Genomic DNA, 18,704 nt, shown 5'->3' on the forward strand with positions numbered 1-18,704 from the left:
AGTGAGATTATTTATTTTTTTTAGATATAATCGAGCTTTATTTATATACTAAAAAAGGTTATATTTATGTTTCGCTTGTTTATTGTAAGTGTTTTATTTTTTAATTCACTATTGGCTTTTAATGTAAAATCTTTATTTACTTATACTTTTAATGATAACATTAGTTATGACTTAGAAAAAGCTAAAGAAATATATTTTAAAAATAAATGTAATACTTGTCATGGAGAGAATGGAGAAAAAAATTCTTATGGCAAAAGAGCTCTTAAAGACTTAAGTCCAGAAGAAATCAAAGGTGCTTTGAAGGATTATGCTAATGGATATTTTAAAAATCAATCAAGCGATAATATCCAAATGAGTTTGTATGCTAAAAAATTAAGTGATAGTGATATGAACCACATCATAGCTTATTTAAAAGGACAAAATTTTTCTATAGAGCTTAATCAAAAAGATCTTTTAGAAGAAGAGCCAGCACCAAAAACTAAACACAATACATTTTTAAAATAACAAAAAAAGGAGTTTTCATGAAAAAAAATCTACTATTAGCTAGCTTACTTTGTGCTAGTTCAATTTATGCTGCAGAGGTAAAAATAGGGGTTGTTTTACCGCTTACTGGCACTTTAGCAGCCTATGGTAATGATGTATATGAGGGTATTAAACTAGCCAATACTTTAAACCCGAATTTAAAAAATGGAGATAGTATTAAAATTATAGCCATTGATACTAAAGGTGATAAAATAGAGGCAGCAAATGCTACTACTAGACTTATCTCTCAAGATAAAGTTTTAGGTCTTATAGGCGAAGCTGTTACACCAAATACTATGCAAGTTTTATCCATAGCCGAAGAAAGAAAAGTTCCTGCTATAGCTCCAGTTGCCTCAGGTGATAAGCTTTTAGATAAAAAAAGCTATGCTAGTAGAGTTTGTTTTATGGATAGCTTTCAAGGAGATAAATTTGCTAATTATGCCTATAAAGATTTAAATTTAAAAAGCGTGGTTGTTATAGTCGATCAAAGCAATGTATATTCATTGGGTCTAGCAAGAGCTTTTGAAAAAGAATTTAAGCAAAATGGTGGAAAAGTACTTAAAAAATTAACCATTTCTTCGGGTGATAAGGACTTTAAAGCTATTGTTTCACAACTTAAAAGTATCAATCCAGACTTTGTTTATATGCCAATTTATCACCCAGAAGCTGCCTTAATAGCAAGACAAGCAAAAGCGGTTGGATTTAACAAACTTTTAAGCGCAGGAGATGGGGTAAATAATAAAACATTTATAGAGCTTGGTGGTGATGCTGTCAATGGAGTAGTATTTACTGATAGTTTTGATTATAACAATCCTCCAACAGCTTTGTCTAAAAATTTCATCAATGCTTATGAAAAAGATCATGGCACCAAAGAGCTTCCAGCATTTTCTGCTATGGGAGCTGATGCTTATTATGTAATGGTAAATGCAATGAATGAATGCGCTAGCAATCTTAATGCACAATGCATTAATGAAAAAATTCACTCAACCAGTAATTTTGAAGGTGTGGGTGGGGTTATAAGCATAGATGCTAGTGGTAATGCGAGTCGTTCTGTAGTTATAAAAGAAATACAAGATCAAAAACAAGTATATAAAACTATTATCAATCCTTGAAAGGTAAACTATGAAAAAAATTAGTATAGCTATATTATCTGTCATAGCTTGCAATATTATACAAGCAAAAGAAATCAACATTGGCGTAGTTTTACCTCTAACAGGTTCTACGGCAGCATATGGACAAAGTGCTTTAGATGGAGTGAAAATTGCAAATTCCATGAAAAACACTCTAAGCAATGGAGATAAAGTAAATTTAGTAGTAGTTGATACAAAAGGTGATAAAATAGAAAGTGCCAATGCTAGCACAAGATTAGTTTCGCAAAACAAAGCTTATGCGCTAATTGGTGAAATGTTAACAGCTAATACTTTGCAAGTGATAAGAATTGGCGAAGAAAAAAAGATCCCAGTGGTTGCTCCTGCAGCTACTGCTGATAAAATTTTAAATAAAAAATTATATGCTAGTAGGGTTTGTTTTATGGATAGCTTTCAAGGCTCATCTTTAGCTAATTATGTAAAAAATAAACTTAACTATACTAAAGCTGTGATAATTAGCGATCAAAGTGCGGATTATTCTTTGGGTTTAACTAGAGCCTTTGAAAAAGAATTTAGCAAGCAAGGTGGAAAAATTTTAGATAAATTTAGAATCACAGCAGGCGATAAAGACTTTAAAGCTATTCTTTCACAAATTAAAAATTTAAAACCTGATTTTATTTATCTTCCAGTATATTATACCGAAGCTTCTTTATTTGCACGTCAAGCAAAAGCAATGGGTATAAATATCCCTATGGGTTCAGCAGATGGGGTGGCTGATGAAACCTTTGTTAATTTAGCTCAAGATGCTGCAGAGGGATATTTATTTACCGATAGTTTTGATTATAACAACCCACCAACACAACTTTCAAAAGACTTCATACTAGCTTATGAAAAAGAAAAACAAAGCAAAGAAGTTCCAAATTTCACAGCTATGGGTGCAGATGCATATTTTGTGATTTTTGAAGCTATGCAAAAATGTATTAATGATTTTAACAGTGAATGTATCAATAACAATATCCACGCTACTTCAAAATTTGAAGGTGTTAGCGGAGTAATTAACATTGATAAAACAGGCAATGCTACGCGTTCAATTGTTATAAAATCAATAGAAAATCAAAAACAAATTTATAAAGATACGATTCTTCCGTAAATAAAATTTTAAGAGGTTCAATGGATAGTTCTTTAATTTTACAGCAAATTATAAATGGTTTTAGCTTAGGTAGCATGTATGCACTTATTGCTATAGGCTATACAATGGTCTATGGTGTTTTAAGATTGATTAATTTTGCACATGGTGATATCATGATGGTAGGTGCATACTCAGCTTTATTTTGTGTCACAAGTATGAATGTGCCTTTTTTAGGAGCTCTTTCTTTGGCTATGTTATTTGCAGCAGCTTTAGGTATAGCTATTGATAGAGTAGCTTATAAACCTTTAAGAAAAGCACCTAGAATTTCTCTACTTATTACAGCCATAGGTATAAGCTTTTTAATACAAAATGTATTTAATGTCTTATTTGGCTCAACCCCAAAATATTTTCCTGTACCAAGTTATCTTGAAACAGTGATTAATTTTAATAATATCAGCATTAGCATTAATAGTATTTTAGTACCTATTTTGACATTTTTTATACTATTAGTGGTTTTATTCATACTTTATAAAAGCAAATATGGCATTGCTATTAGAGCTTTAGCTTTTGATATTCATACTGTAAATTTAATGGGGATTGACGCAAATCGTATTATCGCTATTGTATTTGCACTAGGCTCAGCTTTAGCCGCTATTGGTGGTATTTTTTGGGCTGTTAGCTATCCTTCTGTTGAACCTAGCATGGGAACTCTTATAGGACTTAAGGCATTTGGCGCTGCTGTTTTAGGTGGTATTGGTTCGGTTGCTGGAGCAGTATTAGGTGGTTTGATTATAGGATTTACAGAAGTTGTTGTAGTTGCTATTTTCCCCGATCTTTCTGGTTTTAAAGATGCTTTTGCATTTATCTTTTTAGTATTGATTTTGCTTTTTAAACCAACTGGAATTTTGGGCATAAATTTTGAAAAAAGTAGGTTTTAAGATGGTTGCAAGAAAAATTACACATTTAAGTTTTTTTATCATAGCACTTGCTTTTCTTTTTATATCTCCTTATTTTTTCAATGATTATAAAATAGGAATTTTAAGCAATATTGCTATTTTTGTTATCTTAGCAGTAAGCTATAATCTTATCAACGGGGTTACAGGACAATTTTCACTAGAACCAAATGGCTTTGTAGCTATAGGAGCTTATGTTGCAGCTTTAGTATTACTTACAAGTGAAAGCAAAATCGATCAGTTTTCTTTAGAAGATCCAAGTAGCTTTATTTTGATGATTCATTCGCCAAGTTTTATTGTGGCTTTACTTGCTGCTGGACTTTGCGCTATGCTTTTATCTTTAGTTTTGGCTTTTGCAGTATTTAGAGTTAGAGGGGATTATTTAGCTATTGTAACACTAGGTTTTGGTATTATCATTAAACTTATGGCGATTAACTTTGCTTCTGTTACAAATGGCTCTTTAGGCTTAAACGACATTCCTAAACACACTACTTTATACTGGAGTGGTGGGATTGCCATATTTTCTGTTATTATCATCTTAAACATTGTTAGTTCAAAATTTGGTAGAGCTATGAAAGCTATAAGAGATGATGAAGATGCAGCACTAGCAATGGGTATAAACACCTTTAATATTAAAACCTTAGCCTTTAGCACTTCAGCGTTTTTAGAAGGTGTTGGGGGAGGTTTGCTAGCTTGTGCACTAGCTTCAGTTTCACCTGAGCAATTTGACTTTTTATTTACCTTCCAACTTTTAATCATCATTGTTTTGGGTGGTTTAGGTTCAACTACTGGTGCTATCATTGGGGCTATTTTAGTAATAGGTGGAAGTGAGTATTTAAGATTTTTAGATGAAAGTATGAATATTTTTGGTTATGAAACCCCTGCTATGCCTGGTCTTAGAATGGTTGTATTTTCCATTGTATTGATCTTGGTAATGCTTTTTGCAAGAAGAGGAATAATGGGAGATAAAGAATTAACAGATGTTTTGTTTAAGTTTTCTAAAAGGAAGAAAAAATGATTTTAGAGCTTAAAGAAATTCATAAAAATTTTGGTGGAGTTAGCGCTATAGCTAATACTTCATTTGCTATTAAAGAAAGTGAAATTTTTGGACTTATAGGCCCAAATGGTGCAGGAAAAACTACGTTGTTTAATATTATTACAGGAAATTATAAGCCAAGTAGCGGGGAAGTCTTTTTTCTAGGAAAAAAAATTGATCATTTAAAACCACACAAAATAGTTCATCTAGGTATAGCAAGAACTTTTCAAAACATAAGACTTTTTTCAAGCATGAGTGTTTTAGAAAATGTATTGATTGGTTTTGATCAAAGTATTAAATATAATATTTTCGAAGCCTTTTTACATCTTGGAAGATTTTCCAAAGCAGAAAAAAATGCAAAAAAAGCAGCTTATGAAATTTTAGAACAACTCAATATTGCTCATTTGGCTGATGAAAAAGCTACTAGTTTAAGTTATGGTCAGCAAAGAAAAGTTGAAATAGCAAGGGCTTTAGCAACAAATCCTAAACTTTTATTGTTAGATGAACCTGCAGCAGGTATGAATTCTACAGAAAGTGATGATTTGGCCGAGTTAATTTTTAACATAAGAGATAATAAAAAAATTAGTGTTTTACTTATAGAGCATGATATGAAATTTGTAAATAAGCTTTGTGATAGAGTTATGGTGCTTGATTATGGTAAGACTATTTTTGAGGGAAAACCAAACGATGCGGTGCAAAACCCTGAAGTAATTAGTGCATATTTGGGAGATTTTAATGCTAGTAGTTAAAGATTTACATGTTTATTATGGTTTGATTGAAGCTGTTAAAGGTATTGATTTTACTATAAAAACAGGAAGTATAGTTAGCTTAATAGGCTCAAATGGCGCAGGAAAAACCTCAACACTTAATGCTATGCTAAATTGTGTTAAAAAAACTGGCGAGGTAACTTTTCTAGGTTATGACACTCAAAGACATTTACCGCACACTCTAGTTCAAAAAGGCATTGCTTTAGTACCTGAGGGAAGAAGGGTTTTTATCAATCTTACTATAGAGGAAAATTTAAAAATTGGTGCTTTTAATAATGCAGAAAATTATGAGCATTTAAAAAATCAAATGTATAGGCTTTTCCCAAGATTAAAAGATAAAAAAAATGCCCTTGCAGGAACTCTAAGTGGCGGAGAAGCTCAAATGCTAGCTATCTCAAGAGCACTCATGAGTGAGCCAAAACTTTTAATGCTTGATGAGCCTTCATTAGGTCTTGCTCCAAAAATAGTTGGAGAAGTTTTTGATATTATAGTCAAATTAAAAGAAGAAGGAATCACCATTTTATTAGTAGAGCAAAATGCATTTTCAGCTTTAAAAATCAGCGATTATGCTTATGTTTTGGAAAATGGCAAAATTGCTATGCATGCACTTGCAAAAGATCTTATCGGCAATGATGAGATTAGAAAAAAATACCTTGGAGCTTAATTCATGAAAAAACAACTTTTAGCTTTTGGGGATATAAAAATTTCTATTTTTTTGTTTTTAATTTTTGCCCTATTTTGCGCCCTAGCTACTTTCATAGAAAGTGCTTATAATACACCAACAGCTTGGGCGATGATCTATGGCTCTTCTTGGTTTGGCTTTATACAACTCATACTAGGGATTAATCTTTTAGCAGCTCTTTTTAAATACAAAATGTTTAATAAGAAAAAAATACCACTTTTAATCTTTCATATCTCATTTTTATTTATATTACTAGGCTCAGCGATGACTAGGTATATGGGATTTGAGGGAAATTTACACATTAGAGAAAATGAAAAAAACAATATTATTGAAACTTCAAAAAGTTATATTTACATAGCAACCTTAAAAGATGATAAAGTATATAGTGCTTCAAAATCTGAATATATTGCAACCCTGCCTTTTGTAAATGATTTTTCATTTGATTTAATCTTGCCTGATGAAAAAGCTCAAATTGCATATGAAAATTTAATCTTAGATGCAAAAGAAGTTTATATTGATGATAATAATTCTGCTCCACTTTTATCTTTAATGCTTTCACAAAATAACGAATCTAAAGAATTGCTTTTTCAAGCAGGAGATATTGAAAATATCAATGGCGTTAATATAGCATTTTTAAACGACTCTGTTCCAAGTCCTTATATAAAAATCGATAAAGATTTAAAACTTAGTGCTGATTTTGATTTAAAATACATGTCAATGAGTGATGGCAAAGAAAATATTTTAAAAGCAAATCAAAAAGCACAAGCTAAAGATTTAAGATTATATTCTTTTAATGATATTAATTTAGTGGTTAAATTTGCTTCCTTACATGGTAAAAAAACTTTAGAAGGTATCAATCAAGCTCAAGATGAAAGCTTTTTTACTTGGTTTAAAAATAGTTGGATAGAGCTAGGACGCAATGCTTTGATTTCTTTATTTGGTGAGGCAAAATACTGGAATAATTCTTTATTAAATAATTTCAAAGATTTTGCACAAAGCACTAAATATATGCCAACTCAACTTTCAGATAATGCTATTAATGCTTTAAAATTAAAATTAAGCTATAAAGGAGAATCCAAAGAAGTTTTCCTAGTAGAATACAACTCGCCTATTCGCATTGATGTAGCAGGTCAACCTTTCTTTTTAAGATGGGGTCCTAAAGGAATAGAAATGCCATTTGAAATGTACCTAAAAGACTTTGAATTAGAACGCTATCCTGGCTCGATGTCGCCTATGTCTTATGCAAGTTATGTAGAAATTGACAATGCTAATAAGAAACTAGAATATAAAATTTTCATGAATAATGTTTTAGATTATCAAGGCTATAGATTTTACCAAAGTTCTTATGATCAAGATGAGCTTGGTACCATACTTTCAGTGAATAAAGATCCGGGTAAAATTCCTACATATATTGGATATTTTTTACTCACATTAGGAATGTTTTTAAATATTTTAAATCCTCATTCAAGATTTAGGACTTTAGCTAAATTAATCAATCAAGACACCTTGAAAAGAACAAGCGCGATATTGGCTTTTATATTAGTTTTATTTGCAGGCCAAAATACTTACGCAAATGAGCCTATCAAGGTAGATGAAGCACACGCTAAAGAACTTGCTTCTTTGATAGTGCAAAAGCCTGATGGTAGAATGGTTCCTTTTAATACTTTAGCCATGGAAGTTTTAGAAAAAATACATAAAACAACGACCTTCCAAGGACAAAGTGCTGAAGCAACAATCATATCAATGATTTTTGATGGTAGTGCATGGTATGATAAAGATATTATTTTTATGCCAAGCAGTCGTTTGGTTAATGAAGAAATTTCTAAAATTTTAGAAATTGAGCCTAGAGCCTATACTAGTTTTAAAGATTTTTTCACTACAGATTCATATAAACTACAAAAATATGTAGAAAATGCTAATAGAAAAAATCCAAACCGCAGAAGTGTTTTTGATAAAGAAATCATCAAGCTTGATGAAAGGGTTAATATTGTAAATTTAATTTTCTCAGGTGATATTTTTAGATTTATTCCTTTACAAAATAGCACAAATAATCAATGGGTAGCACCACGTGAAGCTTATATAGGATTAAAAGGTGAAGAAGGTGCGGAGGTTAAAAGTATTTTAGAAAACTATTTTAATGCAGTTAGTAATTCCATTGTACATAATAACTGGGATGAAGCAACTAAAAACTTAAATGCTATCAAAAATTACCAAGAAAAATACGGCCATGAAGTTATGCCTAGTGCTAAAAAAATTAGCACAGAAATCTTTTTCAATAAAAGTCAAATTTTTGTAAATCTTACCCCTCTTTATCTTTGTGCTGGATTTTTGCTTTTAATTATAGTTTTTATTAAGATGCTACTGCCAAAAATCCGCATTGATTTTATTTTTAAATGTGTTTATATATTTAATATCGTGGCATTTTTCATCCATACTTTAGGTTTAGCCTTGCGTTGGTATATAGCAGGTCGCGCACCATGGAGTAATGCTTATGAAAGTATGGTTTATATAGCTTGGGCTTTATCATTATCTGGAATTTTCTTTTCCAGAAAAAGCCCTATTGCACTTTCTTTAACTTCTATTTTAGCAGGGGTTACTTTAGGTGTAGCTCATCTTAGCCAAATGGATCCACAAATTACCAACTTAGTTCCTGTGTTGCAATCATACTGGCTAACTATACATGTTTCAGTTATTACTGCTAGCTATGGATTTTTAGGACTATGTGCATTATTAGGTATATTTGTACTTGTTTTACTATGCATGCTAAAAATCAATGGTAAGCATAATGAAAATATTTTAAGAAATATTACAGAAGCAACAAGAATCAACGAAATGGCTATGATCTTAGGACTTTGCTTACTTACAGTTGGAAATTTCTTAGGTGCTATATGGGCAAATGAAAGCTGGGGAAGATATTGGAGTTGGGATTCTAAGGAAACTTGGGCTTTAATTAGTATTTTAGTTTATGCGGCTATTTTACACATTAGAATGGTGCCAAAATGGGCAAATCAATACACTTTTGCAGTTTGCTCTATGTTTGCATACTGGGTGATTATTATGACTTATTTTGGAGTAAATTACTTTTTAACTGGTATGCACTCTTACGCAGCAGGAGATTCAGTAAAAATTCCTGATTATGTGTATTGGGGCTTTTTATTTATGGTGGCATTAAGCATAGCAAGTTATTTCAAAAAATCTTATGCAAAAAAATTATAGGAAAGTTTTAAATGAATAATTCTCTTTTTGTATTTTTGATTATTGCTTTAGTTATTGTTATTATACTTGGAATTCTTTTAGTTTTATTTTTTACACACAAAGATAAAAACACCAATAAATCAAATATCACTAAAACTCCAAAAATAATTAACATTGAAGATTTTATATCTAAAGCTAATGATGCAAAAAATTCTCAAGAAATTCAAGCTTTGATTTTGCAGTTTTTAAATTCACAAAAATTAGGATCTAATCCAAAAGATAGCGCCGCTAAAAGAAAACTTGATTTTATTAGTGCTATTTCAGCAAATGCCAATGCCACTCCTAAGAATATTTCGTTTTTAAATAATGAATTAAAAAAAAGATATAAAACTTTAAAAAACGAAATAGATGCTTATGAGCAAATAGGTTTAGCAAAAAGAAAAATGAGACAATCTTAAGGTTTTTTGATGAAAAATATTAGAAATTTCTCTATTATAGCTCATATTGATCATGGAAAAAGTACACTAGCTGATAGAATTATTAGCGAATGTGGTGCAATTAGCGATAGACAAATGAGTGCTCAAGTAATGGATACTATGGATATAGAAAAAGAACGTGGTATAACTATAAAAGCTCAATCTGTGCGTTTAAATTATAAACTTAATAACGAAGAATATGTATTAAATTTAATAGATACTCCAGGTCATGTTGATTTTTCCTATGAAGTAAGTCGCTCTTTAGCAAGTTGCGAGGGAGCTTTGCTTGTTGTTGATGCTTCACAAGGAGTAGAAGCTCAAACTATAGCCAATGTTTATATAGCCTTAGAAAACGATCTTGAAATCATACCAGTGATAAATAAAATAGATCTTCCTTCAGCTGATATAGAAAAAGTTAAGCACGAAATAGAACATATTATAGGCATTGATTGCTCTAATGCAATTTGTGTTAGCGCAAAAACAGGTGTAGGTATAAAAGAACTCATAGAAACCATCATCACAAAAATTCCTGCGCCAAAAACCGATGATGAAGCACCTACTAAAGCTTTAATTTATGATTCTTGGTTTGATAATTATCTTGGAGCTTTAGCTTTAGTTAGAATTTATGAGGGAAATATAGCTAAAAATGATGAAGTTTTAGTTATGAGTACAGATAAAAAACATCTTGTACAAGATCTTTTTTACCCTCACCCATTAAGCCCTATAAAAACCAAAAAATTAGAATCAGGTGAAGTAGGTGTTATCGTGCTTGGACTTAAAAATGTTGCTGATGTTCAAGTGGGCGATACCATAACACTAACCAAAAATAAGGCAAAAGAAGCCATTGGTGGTTTTGAAAAAGCCAAAGCTTTTGTTTTTGCAGGATTATACCCTATAGAAACGGATAAATTTGAAGATTTAAGAGATGCTTTAGATAAATTAAAACTCAATGATAGTTCTATTACCTATGAACCTGAGACATCGCTAGCTTTAGGGTTTGGTTTTAGAGTTGGTTTTTTAGGTCTTTTACATATGGAGGTTATTAAAGAAAGACTTGAGCGTGAGTTTAACCTTGATTTGATTGCTACTGCTCCAACTGTTACTTATGAAATTTATCAAACTGATGGAGAAGTTTTAAAAATTCAAAATCCAAGCGAGCTGCCTCCAGTAAATAAAATCGATCACATAAAAGAACCTTATGTAAAAGCAACTATCATAACCCCAAGCGAATATTTAGGAAATTTAATCACTCTTTTAAATCGCAAACGTGGTATGCAAGTTAAGATGGATTATATCACTCCTGAGCGTGTTTTACTTGAGTATGATATACCTTTAAACGAAATCGTTATGGACTTTTACGATAAACTCAAATCACTTACCAAAGGTTATGCTAGTTTTGATTATGAGCCTATTGAATTTAGAGTGGGTGATCTTGTAAAGCTTGATATTAAAGTAGCCGGTGAAAATGTCGATGCACTAAGCATCATAGTGCCAAATGAAAAGGCATTAAGCAAAGGTAGGGAGCTAGTAAAAGCGATGAAAGAAATCGTCCCAAGGCAGCTTTTTGAAGTTGCCATTCAAGCAAGCATTGGAAATAAAATCATCGCAAGAGAAAATGTAAAATCTATGGGTAAAAATGTAACTGCAAAATGCTATGGCGGGGATATTACTAGAAAAAGAAAGCTTCTTGAAAAACAAAAAGAAGGTAAAAAAAGAATGAAAGCTATTGGCAAAGTACATTTACCTCAAGAAGCATTTTTAAGCGTTTTAAAAATAGACTAAATCCCTAGTTTAAAACTAGGGATATAAATTTATGCATTGATATCTAAAGAATTTCCACCCAATTCATTGATTTTTTGAGTTACTTTTTCAATAGCTTTATCAATTGTTTCATAGCTGATATCAGGAAGTTTGCCACCCCACATTTTTTCCGCTTGCGCAAATCCTGCTTTTAGACCTTCTAAACCTTTTTGAAGTTTTTCCATATCATCACCAGCTCCATTAATAACAAAATCAGCCAATCTTTGAGATGTTTTTGCTACACCAAAATACCCATCTTCCCCAATAAGCTCTTTTGCCTCATCAGCATTTAAACTAAGTATATCTTTACCTTCATATCCTATAGCTTTAAAATCTACATTTGATAAAATAGCCGTTAAAGAATCCTTAGACTGAGCTCCTTGAAAAATCCCAGCTTGAGATAGACCATTAGATGAACTCATGCTAAATGCTTGTTGCATAAAACTCATAGCATAAAGTTCTGTTATGCCTTTTCCGCCTATACTAGCAAGCTTACTAAGCTTATCCTCATCAATATCTTTTGTGCTATTAGCGCTTTTAGTATTGGCATCTTCAAGCTTAGTATTCGAATCAGCCTTCCTATTGCTAATCTGTGACTCCACCGCCACACGTGAATACGAATTTATTTGCATCCTTGCTCCTTTTTTTGTGGGTTTATAAAAATCGGATAAAAATTATTAAATTTTATATTAAGAAATTTATAACCGCTACTATAATATAATTTCTTTTATTTATTGTATTTTTAAAATTTAGGTGATATAAATGCTTTTTAGAGATTTTTTTATAATCATTGTTGATCCGTATTTTAAAGATATCATAGAAGGTATAGAATCTCTCTATTAGCTTTATTTTATTCGTAAATTATCAAACAGAACGCAAAAATAAACACTAATAAGGAAAACTATGCCATTACACAATTTTTACACTAATACAAATGCTACTATATTGTTTTGCAAATGTGCCCTGCCTAACATGGCAAGTGTTGCATTTATATATCTTTATATTATTATTGATGGAATTTTTGTTGGTAAATACCTTGGTACAGACTCATTAGCTGCCATGAATTTAGTAATGCCCTTTATTATGATAAGTTTTGCTTTGGCTGATATGATAGCCATAGGTTCATCAGTGCAAATAGCAATTAATCTAGGTAAAGGAAAAATCGAAAAAGCAAGAGCTATTTTTTCTTTTTGTATAGTTCTTATTTTTGCAATTTCTTGCTTAATGGGAATATTAGGATTTTTCTTAGCAAAACCTTTAAGTGCTTTTATGGGTGCTGATGAAAACATACAAAATTTATCCACTGAATATATGCAAATTTTTGCTCTTTTTGCACCTTTTACCATGTTAGCTTTTGCTATGGATAGTTATTTAAGAATATGCGGTAAAACATTTTATAGCATGGTGGTTAATATCACAGTAGCTCTAAGTAATATCATTTTGGATTGGCTTTTTATAGTTATTTTTGAATGGAGTTTATTCTCAGCTGCTTTAGCAACTTGTATAGGTATGTTTTTAGGAACTACTTTAGGCTTTATACCTTTTATTTTTAAAGACTTAATTTTAAAATTCAAAAAACCCATAATTCATTTAAAAATACTTAAAAATATTATTTATAACGGATCTTCTGAATTTTTTTCAAACATATCAAGTTCTATTTTTACCATACTAGCTAATGCTATATTATTAAAAGTAGCTGGGAATCAAGCACTAGCGGCATTTTCTATTATACTTTATTTAAGCACCTTTGCTTTTGGTTTAATTTTATCAATGTGCGAAGCCATGCAACCTGCTATAAGTTACAACTATGGATATAAAAACATATTAAGAATTCAAGCTATTTTTAAAAGAATGTTTATAGCATCTGGTGTATTTGGAATATCTGTGTTTTTACTTGCATTTTTTTTCAACGAAATTATAGTTTCTCTCTTTAATAAAAATAATGATATTAGTTTTGCAAATCTAGCACAAAATGCACTTGTATTGTTTTCTTTTTCTTTTTTATTAAGCTGGCTTGGAAAACTTTGCGCATCTTTTTTTACCGCTTTAGATAAACCCATGCTTTCTTTAGCCATATCCATCATACAAAGTTTAGTATTACCTTTTATCTTTATACAGGTATTATCATATTATCTTAGCTTAAATGGAGTTTGGCTTGCTTCTTTTGCAAGCGAGGTTCTTATGGTGTTTATTGCTTCTTATTTACTATATAAAACTTTTAAAGATCTAAACTCTTAGCTAATTTTAAACAAGAGTTTAGATCTTGCTCTTTGCATATATACAAATTTTTAAAATTATGAAGTTTTAAAGCTGTACTTTGACCTATAACTACAACTTTATCTTCGTTTTTTAATGCAAAAAATTTCAAAAATTGCTCTATGCTTGAAGGAGCGCTAAAGATAAAAACACTAGGATGTTGTATTTTTAACTCATCTTTTTTGGGCTCTATGGCTACATTTTCATAAACAATTAATTGTTTTAAAGAGATATTTTCATTTAATAAAACCTCATCAAGGCCTGAGCTAATTTTCTTAGCTCTTAAATAAAGACATTTTTTATTTTTAAACTCAGATAAAAACTTGCTAGCTAAATTTTTACCATAAGCTTTACTAGGATATTTGATATTTTTAAAACCAAGTTCTTTTGCAAAATCAGCACTTTTTTGCCCCACAGCATAAAGTTTAATATCAAAATTAATTTTACTTTTACTTGACATTAATGCTTTGAGTGCATTCTTAGAGCTAATGATTAAACAATCAAATTCTTTTAAATTCACTTCAAAATCAAGAAATTTGATTTCATTTAATCTTATAGTCTTAACGCCATCAAATTCTTTATCCCCTATAAAATAAATCATTATTTTCCTATAAAAGTTTTATCAAAACTTGATCTTAAATTTAAAGTTGCCATATAAGGATCACTTGCTTGCATTATTGCTCTAACCACAGCTATACCTTGTATATTACAGTCTTTAAGCAAATTTAAATTAGTTTCATCTATCCCACCTATAGCTACAATAGGTAAAGAACTTAAACTAGCAATTTCTTTTAATCCATCTATACCAAGTACAACACAATCTTGCTTACTAGGCGTAGCAAAAACAGCCCCTACTCCAAGATAAGTAGCGCTTTGAGTGTTGGCAAGCTCACTTTTATGATTGATTGTAAGTCCTATGATTTTATCTTCGCCTAAAAGTTCTCTTGCTTTTTTTAAAGGCATATCCTTTTGTCCTATATGCACTCCATTTGCATTCACAGCCATAGCTATATCGATTCTATCATTTATCACAAAAGGCGTATTATATATTTCACACAAAGCTTTAACTTTTAAAGCAAGATTATAAAATTCTAAAGTGCTAAGATTTTTTTCCCTAAGTTGTAAAATATCAATCTTGGCTTTCAAAGAAGCTTCTAAAATATTTAAAAACTCGCTTTCGCTTTTTTCACCCTTACTTGCAACAAGATAAATTTTAAATGATTTCATATTTAGCTCTTTTTTTAATTTCTTCATCATTTAAATTACTTAAAGCATCGATTAAATTCACTCTAAAACTACCACTTCCACTAGAAAGATCTTGAGCGATTTCACTAGCTATGCCAAAACTCAATAAAGCATATAAACTAGCCTGAAATTTATCTTCTAATGCTCCTGCAAAAACCCCACACAAAGAAGCACACATACAACCTGCTCCAGTTATTTTAGTAGCCATGATTGAGCCATTATAAACTTTTGCAATGCGCTCTTGATTTATAATATAATCAATTTTTCCAGTTATAGCTAAAACACGCTTAGTTTTATAAGAATATTCTCTAGCTTTTTCTAAAAACTCATTATCGATTACAAAAGTACTATCAACCCCTCTTGCTTTACCATCTAAACCTATAACACTAGCCATTTCAGATGCATTTGCCTTAACAATACTAATACCTTTTAGATTAAGTAATTCAAAATTAATCCCATCTCTTGCCTTACTCACACCCAAAGCAACAGGATCAAAAACTATAGGTTTATTTAATAAAGCATATTCTTTAGTTGCTTTTAACATAGAATTTGCTATAAGTTGATTAATCGTACCTGTGTTTAATACTAAGGCTGAACTTATTCTAGCAAAATCAGCTTGCTCTTCATAAAAATCAGCCATAGCAGCACTTGCTCCCATTGCTATAGTTACATTCGCACAATCATTAGCTGTAACATAATTAGTAATATGATGAATCAAAGGATTTTTTTCTCTTACTATTTTAATCATTTTTATTCCTTATCAAATTGATAAAAATGATTTGTTGGACCACAACCTTTTCCAAGCGCTAAGGAATTTAATATAGCCCCATATACATAATCTTTAGCAAGCTTTATAGCTTCATGCTTTTCTTTACCTAAGGCAAGATTGCTAGCTATAGCTGAACTTAATGTACAACCTGTGCCATGTGTGTTTTTTGTGTTGATTTTTTCTGCTTTAAAAATACTAAATTCCTTTCCGTCATAAAAAACATCATTAGTATTATTTTTACTATGCCCACCTTTAATCAAAACACTTTTTGCACCTTCTTTGAAAAGCTTTATAGCAGCTTTTTTCATATCCTCTTCATTAAGTATTTTAAAATCACATAAAAATTCAGCCTCAGGTATATTTGGCGTAAGTACATCAGCTAAAGATAAAATTTCATCTTTAAAAAACTGACAATTTTCCAAAGGCATTAAAGCATAGCCATTTTTTGCAAACATCACAGGATCAATCACTACATTTTTGGCTTTAAAGCGTAATAAATTTTCTTTTACGCAAGTTATAATTTCTTTTGAACCTAGCATCCCAATTTTCACAGCAGCTGGCTCTATGTCTTCATAAACTGCTAACATTTGCTCATCTATTATCTTAGTGGGTATATCAAAACAAGAAATCACTCTTGCAGTGTTTTCAGCCACAACGCTTAAAACTACACTCATACCAAATAAATTATGAGCGCTAAAAGTTTTTAAATCAGCTTGTATGCCAGCCCCACCGCTACAATCACTTCCTGCTATAGTTAAGATAGGAATTTTAGTTTTTGTTTTTGCTTGTATCATTTTTATCCTTTTTTATAAAAAAGGAAAGTTTTTGCAAGAATTCAAAGTTCGCATTACCAAACTTCTCAAGGGTCGAAGTCTAACTTCCTCTCAGCAAAAGCTCCCCATTAATGAAAAATTATATCTTAGTTTTAATTAATCTTAAAAAATATTTTGAAATACTGCTATAATTTTGAAAAAACTACACAATTTTTGAGGAAAAAATGACTAAAATTATTTTTGTTTGCTTAGGGAATATTTGTCGTTCCCCTATGGCTGAATTTATCATGAAAGATCTTTTAATAAAAGCAAATTTAAACGATAAATTTATTGTTTCTAGCGCAGGCACTTCAGGTTATCATGATGGAGAGGATATGCACTATAAAACCAAAGCCATGTTAAATAGTAAAAATATCAACTCCAAGCCATTTTGCAGTCAAAAGCTAAGCTTAAAAATGTGTGAAGAAAATGATCTTATTATCGTTATGGATAATTCTAATTATAATGATGTAGTTAAAAATTTTCCAAATTTTAAACACAAAATTCACAAAATCACTTCTTATGCTTTAGAATTAGGATACGATGAAGTTCCTGATCCTTGGTATAGCGGAGATTTTAATGAGACTTATACTATACTCTCGCAGGCATGCTCTAAACTCTTAAAAACATTAATATAAAAATTTATCATTTAGATAATATTTGTACATTTTTGATTTTAATGTTATAATAAAACCAAATTTCAACATTGCAAATAAAAAAAGGAGGTTATTTAATGAAAAGTATTAAATTAAAAATTTCATTAATTGCTAATGTTATAGCTATCATCTGTTTGATAGTACTTGGAATTATTAGCTTTATTTTTACAAAAAAAGCTTTAAATCATGAGGTGGTTAAGGCTGAAACTAACTATGTAAAAGTTGCAGAAAAATCAATGAGAGATTTTAAAAGTCTCCATACTCATTCTTTAGAGCAACTTTCTCAAGCTATTTTAAGACTTCCATATAACGAACTTAATACCCAAGAAAAGCTTATGGAAAACACAGGCGATTTACTTAAAACCGTTAGAGATATAAACAGCTATTTGGCTGTCTATATAGCTCAATCAAATGGAGAATTAATAGTAAGCGATCCAGATAGCGATAGTAAAGGCTTAGACTATGGAATTTATGGAAAAGCTGACAATTATGATGCCACCACAAGAGAATTTTATATAGAAGCTAGAAAGAAAAATGGTTTATATATCACAGCAGCTTATATTGATGCAACAACAGGATTGCCATGTTTTACCTATGCTATGCCTTTAATTAAAGATGGTAAATTTATAGGGGTATTAGCAATTGATGTTTTAGTTAAAGACTTACAAGAAAAATTTAACGAATTACCAGGAAGAACTTTTGTATTTGATCATGCTTATACTGTATTTGCATCAACTGATAAATCATTAGTTGGTGGAGAGCAAAATCCAGATATAGTTACAGTAGCTAAAGCTTATGAAAATGCTGGAGATTATAATATTTTTAATTATACCACTCAAAATGGTGGCGATAGATTTGGTATTTGTGTAAAAATTGATGGTTATACAACTTGTGCTGGTGAAGATGTAGAAGTAATAGAAACCCCTGCACTAAAAATAGCTTACATTCAAACTATTATTGTTATTTTTACAAGTATTGCAAGTATTGTTTTACTTTATTTCATCATCTCTTATTATCTATCACCTTTACAAGCTATACAAAATGGTCTTAGTTCTTTCTTTGACTTTATCAATCATAAAACTAAAGATTCTGCTATGATAGATGTTAAGAGTAACGATGAATTTGGAATAATAGCAAAAGCTATCAATGAAAACATCACCAAAACTAAAAATGCATTAGAACAAGATGCTAAAGCAGTAGAACAATCAGTAGAAACCGTTAGAGAGGTTGAAGGTGGTAATTTAGCAGCAAGAATCACTGCTATGCCAGCACACCCTCAATTGCTTGAACTTAAAAATTATCTTAATGAAATGCTTGC

General features: G+C 30.7%; 18 protein-coding genes. 13 read left to right on the forward strand and 5 right to left on the reverse strand.

Annotated features, from left to right (window positions below; genetic code table 11):
• The first annotated feature begins 66 nt into the window (after positions 1-66).
• The 10 genes from L8V79_RS07355 to lepA are packed head-to-tail and all read left to right on the forward strand — an operon-like array spanning position 67 to position 11,630.
• Positions 67-504 carry a c-type cytochrome gene (locus L8V79_RS07355; RefSeq protein WP_263703106.1) on the forward strand — a complete coding sequence of 146 codons (438 nt, stop codon included), beginning with the start codon at positions 67-69 and terminating at the stop codon, positions 502-504.
• A gap of 17 nt (positions 505-521) precedes the next feature.
• Positions 522-1,634, forward strand: coding sequence for an ABC transporter substrate-binding protein (locus L8V79_RS07360; RefSeq protein WP_263703107.1), 1,113 nt, complete (start codon positions 522-524; stop codon positions 1,632-1,634).
• A gap of 10 nt (positions 1,635-1,644) precedes the next feature.
• Positions 1,645-2,760, forward strand: a complete 1,116-nt coding sequence (locus tag L8V79_RS07365; RefSeq protein ID WP_263664239.1) for an ABC transporter substrate-binding protein — start codon at positions 1,645-1,647, stop codon at positions 2,758-2,760.
• 20 nt (positions 2,761-2,780) lie between these two features.
• Complete coding sequence (locus L8V79_RS07370; protein WP_039628648.1) at positions 2,781-3,677, forward strand: branched-chain amino acid ABC transporter permease; 897 nt, start codon at positions 2,781-2,783, stop codon at positions 3,675-3,677.
• Between the two features lies 1 nt (position 3,678).
• Complete coding sequence (locus L8V79_RS07375) at positions 3,679-4,710, forward strand: branched-chain amino acid ABC transporter permease (RefSeq protein WP_263703108.1); 1,032 nt, start codon at positions 3,679-3,681, stop codon at positions 4,708-4,710.
• Entirely contained in the window at positions 4,707-5,477 is a 771-nt protein-coding gene (locus L8V79_RS07380; protein WP_263703109.1) for an ABC transporter ATP-binding protein, read from the forward strand. Before L8V79_RS07375 ends, L8V79_RS07380 begins: the two co-directional genes overlap by 4 nt.
• On the forward strand, positions 5,464-6,159 hold the full coding sequence (locus L8V79_RS07385) for an ABC transporter ATP-binding protein (RefSeq protein ID WP_263703110.1): 696 nt from the start codon (positions 5,464-5,466) through the stop codon (positions 6,157-6,159). Before L8V79_RS07380 ends, L8V79_RS07385 begins: the two co-directional genes overlap by 14 nt.
• A gap of 3 nt (positions 6,160-6,162) precedes the next feature.
• Complete coding sequence (gene ccsB / locus L8V79_RS07390) at positions 6,163-9,393, forward strand: c-type cytochrome biogenesis protein CcsB (protein WP_263703111.1); 3,231 nt, start codon at positions 6,163-6,165, stop codon at positions 9,391-9,393.
• Between the two features lie 11 nt (positions 9,394-9,404).
• Positions 9,405-9,830, forward strand: a complete 426-nt coding sequence (locus tag L8V79_RS07395) for a hypothetical protein (RefSeq protein ID WP_263703112.1) — start codon at positions 9,405-9,407, stop codon at positions 9,828-9,830.
• Positions 9,831-9,839: 9 nt separating this feature from the next.
• Positions 9,840-11,630 carry a translation elongation factor 4 gene (lepA, locus tag L8V79_RS07400; protein ID WP_214098856.1) on the forward strand — a complete coding sequence of 597 codons (1,791 nt, stop codon included), beginning with the start codon at positions 9,840-9,842 and terminating at the stop codon, positions 11,628-11,630.
• A 29-nt stretch (positions 11,631-11,659) separates the two neighbouring features.
• Here lepA and L8V79_RS07405 read toward each other — a convergent pair whose 3' ends face one another.
• Positions 11,660-12,280 carry a hypothetical protein gene (locus tag L8V79_RS07405; RefSeq protein WP_263664244.1) on the reverse strand — a complete coding sequence of 207 codons (621 nt, stop codon included), beginning with the start codon at positions 12,278-12,280 and terminating at the stop codon, positions 11,660-11,662.
• Positions 12,281-12,551: 271 nt separating this feature from the next.
• On the opposite strand from L8V79_RS07405, the gene L8V79_RS07410 reads away from it, so the two are divergent.
• Entirely contained in the window at positions 12,552-13,886 is a 1,335-nt protein-coding gene (locus L8V79_RS07410; protein ID WP_263703113.1) for an MATE family efflux transporter, read from the forward strand.
• On the opposite strand, the gene L8V79_RS07415 is transcribed toward L8V79_RS07410, so the two are convergent.
• Genes L8V79_RS07415 through thiD form a run of 4 tightly spaced genes read right to left on the reverse strand, consistent with a single transcriptional unit; the run spans position 13,867 to position 16,709 of the window.
• On the reverse strand, positions 13,867-14,508 hold the full coding sequence (locus tag L8V79_RS07415) for a uroporphyrinogen-III synthase (protein ID WP_318529923.1): 642 nt from the start codon (positions 14,506-14,508) through the stop codon (positions 13,867-13,869). The two genes, L8V79_RS07410 and L8V79_RS07415, sit on opposite strands and share 20 nt — an antisense overlap.
• Positions 14,505-15,131: a thiamine phosphate synthase gene (gene thiE, locus L8V79_RS07420; protein ID WP_263703115.1), complete on the reverse strand. Its 627-nt coding sequence runs from the start codon at positions 15,129-15,131 to the stop codon at positions 14,505-14,507. Before thiE ends, L8V79_RS07415 begins: the two co-directional genes overlap by 4 nt.
• A complete protein-coding gene (gene thiM, locus L8V79_RS07425) occupies positions 15,118-15,897 on the reverse strand; it encodes a hydroxyethylthiazole kinase (RefSeq protein ID WP_263703116.1) in 780 nt (259 codons plus the stop codon). Before thiM ends, thiE begins: the two co-directional genes overlap by 14 nt.
• A 2-nt stretch (positions 15,898-15,899) precedes the next feature.
• Complete coding sequence (thiD, locus tag L8V79_RS07430) at positions 15,900-16,709, reverse strand: bifunctional hydroxymethylpyrimidine kinase/phosphomethylpyrimidine kinase (protein WP_263703119.1); 810 nt, start codon at positions 16,707-16,709, stop codon at positions 15,900-15,902.
• Positions 16,710-16,915: 206 nt separating this feature from the next.
• Between thiD and L8V79_RS07435 the strand changes: the two genes are divergently transcribed.
• Together L8V79_RS07435 and L8V79_RS07440 are read left to right on the forward strand one after the other, a co-directional pair.
• The gene (locus tag L8V79_RS07435) at positions 16,916-17,368 is read left to right on the forward strand and encodes a low molecular weight protein-tyrosine-phosphatase (RefSeq protein ID WP_263703117.1); all 453 of its coding nucleotides are present in this window, start codon (positions 16,916-16,918) and stop codon (positions 17,366-17,368) included.
• A gap of 95 nt (positions 17,369-17,463) precedes the next feature.
• Positions 17,464-18,704: PDC sensor domain-containing protein (locus L8V79_RS07440; RefSeq protein WP_263703118.1), on the forward strand; the 1,241-nt coding region annotated here is incomplete at its 3' end.

Origin of the sequence: Campylobacter sp. IFREMER_LSEM_CL2194 (assembly GCF_025771685.1) — a bacterium.
Classification (GTDB): Bacteria; Campylobacterota; Campylobacteria; order Campylobacterales; family Campylobacteraceae; genus Campylobacter_D.

Coding starts and splice junctions, on each gene's coding strand:
- L8V79_RS07435 (WP_263703117.1), top strand. CDS start 16,916: ATGACTAAAATTATTTTTGTTTGCTTAGGGAATATTTGTCGTTCCCCT.
- thiM (WP_263703116.1), bottom strand. CDS start 15,897: ATGATTAAAATAGTAAGAGAAAAAAATCCTTTGATTCATCATATTACT.
- L8V79_RS07385 (WP_263703110.1), top strand. CDS start 5,464: ATGCTAGTAGTTAAAGATTTACATGTTTATTATGGTTTGATTGAAGCT.
- L8V79_RS07375 (WP_263703108.1), top strand. CDS start 3,679: ATGGTTGCAAGAAAAATTACACATTTAAGTTTTTTTATCATAGCACTT.
- L8V79_RS07360 (WP_263703107.1), top strand. CDS start 522: ATGAAAAAAAATCTACTATTAGCTAGCTTACTTTGTGCTAGTTCAATT.
- ccsB (WP_263703111.1), top strand. CDS start 6,163: ATGAAAAAACAACTTTTAGCTTTTGGGGATATAAAAATTTCTATTTTT.
- L8V79_RS07355 (WP_263703106.1), top strand. CDS start 67: ATGTTTCGCTTGTTTATTGTAAGTGTTTTATTTTTTAATTCACTATTG.
- L8V79_RS07365 (WP_263664239.1), top strand. CDS start 1,645: ATGAAAAAAATTAGTATAGCTATATTATCTGTCATAGCTTGCAATATT.
- L8V79_RS07410 (WP_263703113.1), top strand. CDS start 12,552: ATGCCATTACACAATTTTTACACTAATACAAATGCTACTATATTGTTT.
- L8V79_RS07395 (WP_263703112.1), top strand. CDS start 9,405: ATGAATAATTCTCTTTTTGTATTTTTGATTATTGCTTTAGTTATTGTT.
- thiE (WP_263703115.1), bottom strand. CDS start 15,131: ATGAAATCATTTAAAATTTATCTTGTTGCAAGTAAGGGTGAAAAAAGC.
- L8V79_RS07405 (WP_263664244.1), bottom strand. CDS start 12,280: ATGCAAATAAATTCGTATTCACGTGTGGCGGTGGAGTCACAGATTAGC.
- lepA (WP_214098856.1), top strand. CDS start 9,840: ATGAAAAATATTAGAAATTTCTCTATTATAGCTCATATTGATCATGGA.
- L8V79_RS07370 (WP_039628648.1), top strand. CDS start 2,781: ATGGATAGTTCTTTAATTTTACAGCAAATTATAAATGGTTTTAGCTTA.
- L8V79_RS07380 (WP_263703109.1), top strand. CDS start 4,707: ATGATTTTAGAGCTTAAAGAAATTCATAAAAATTTTGGTGGAGTTAGC.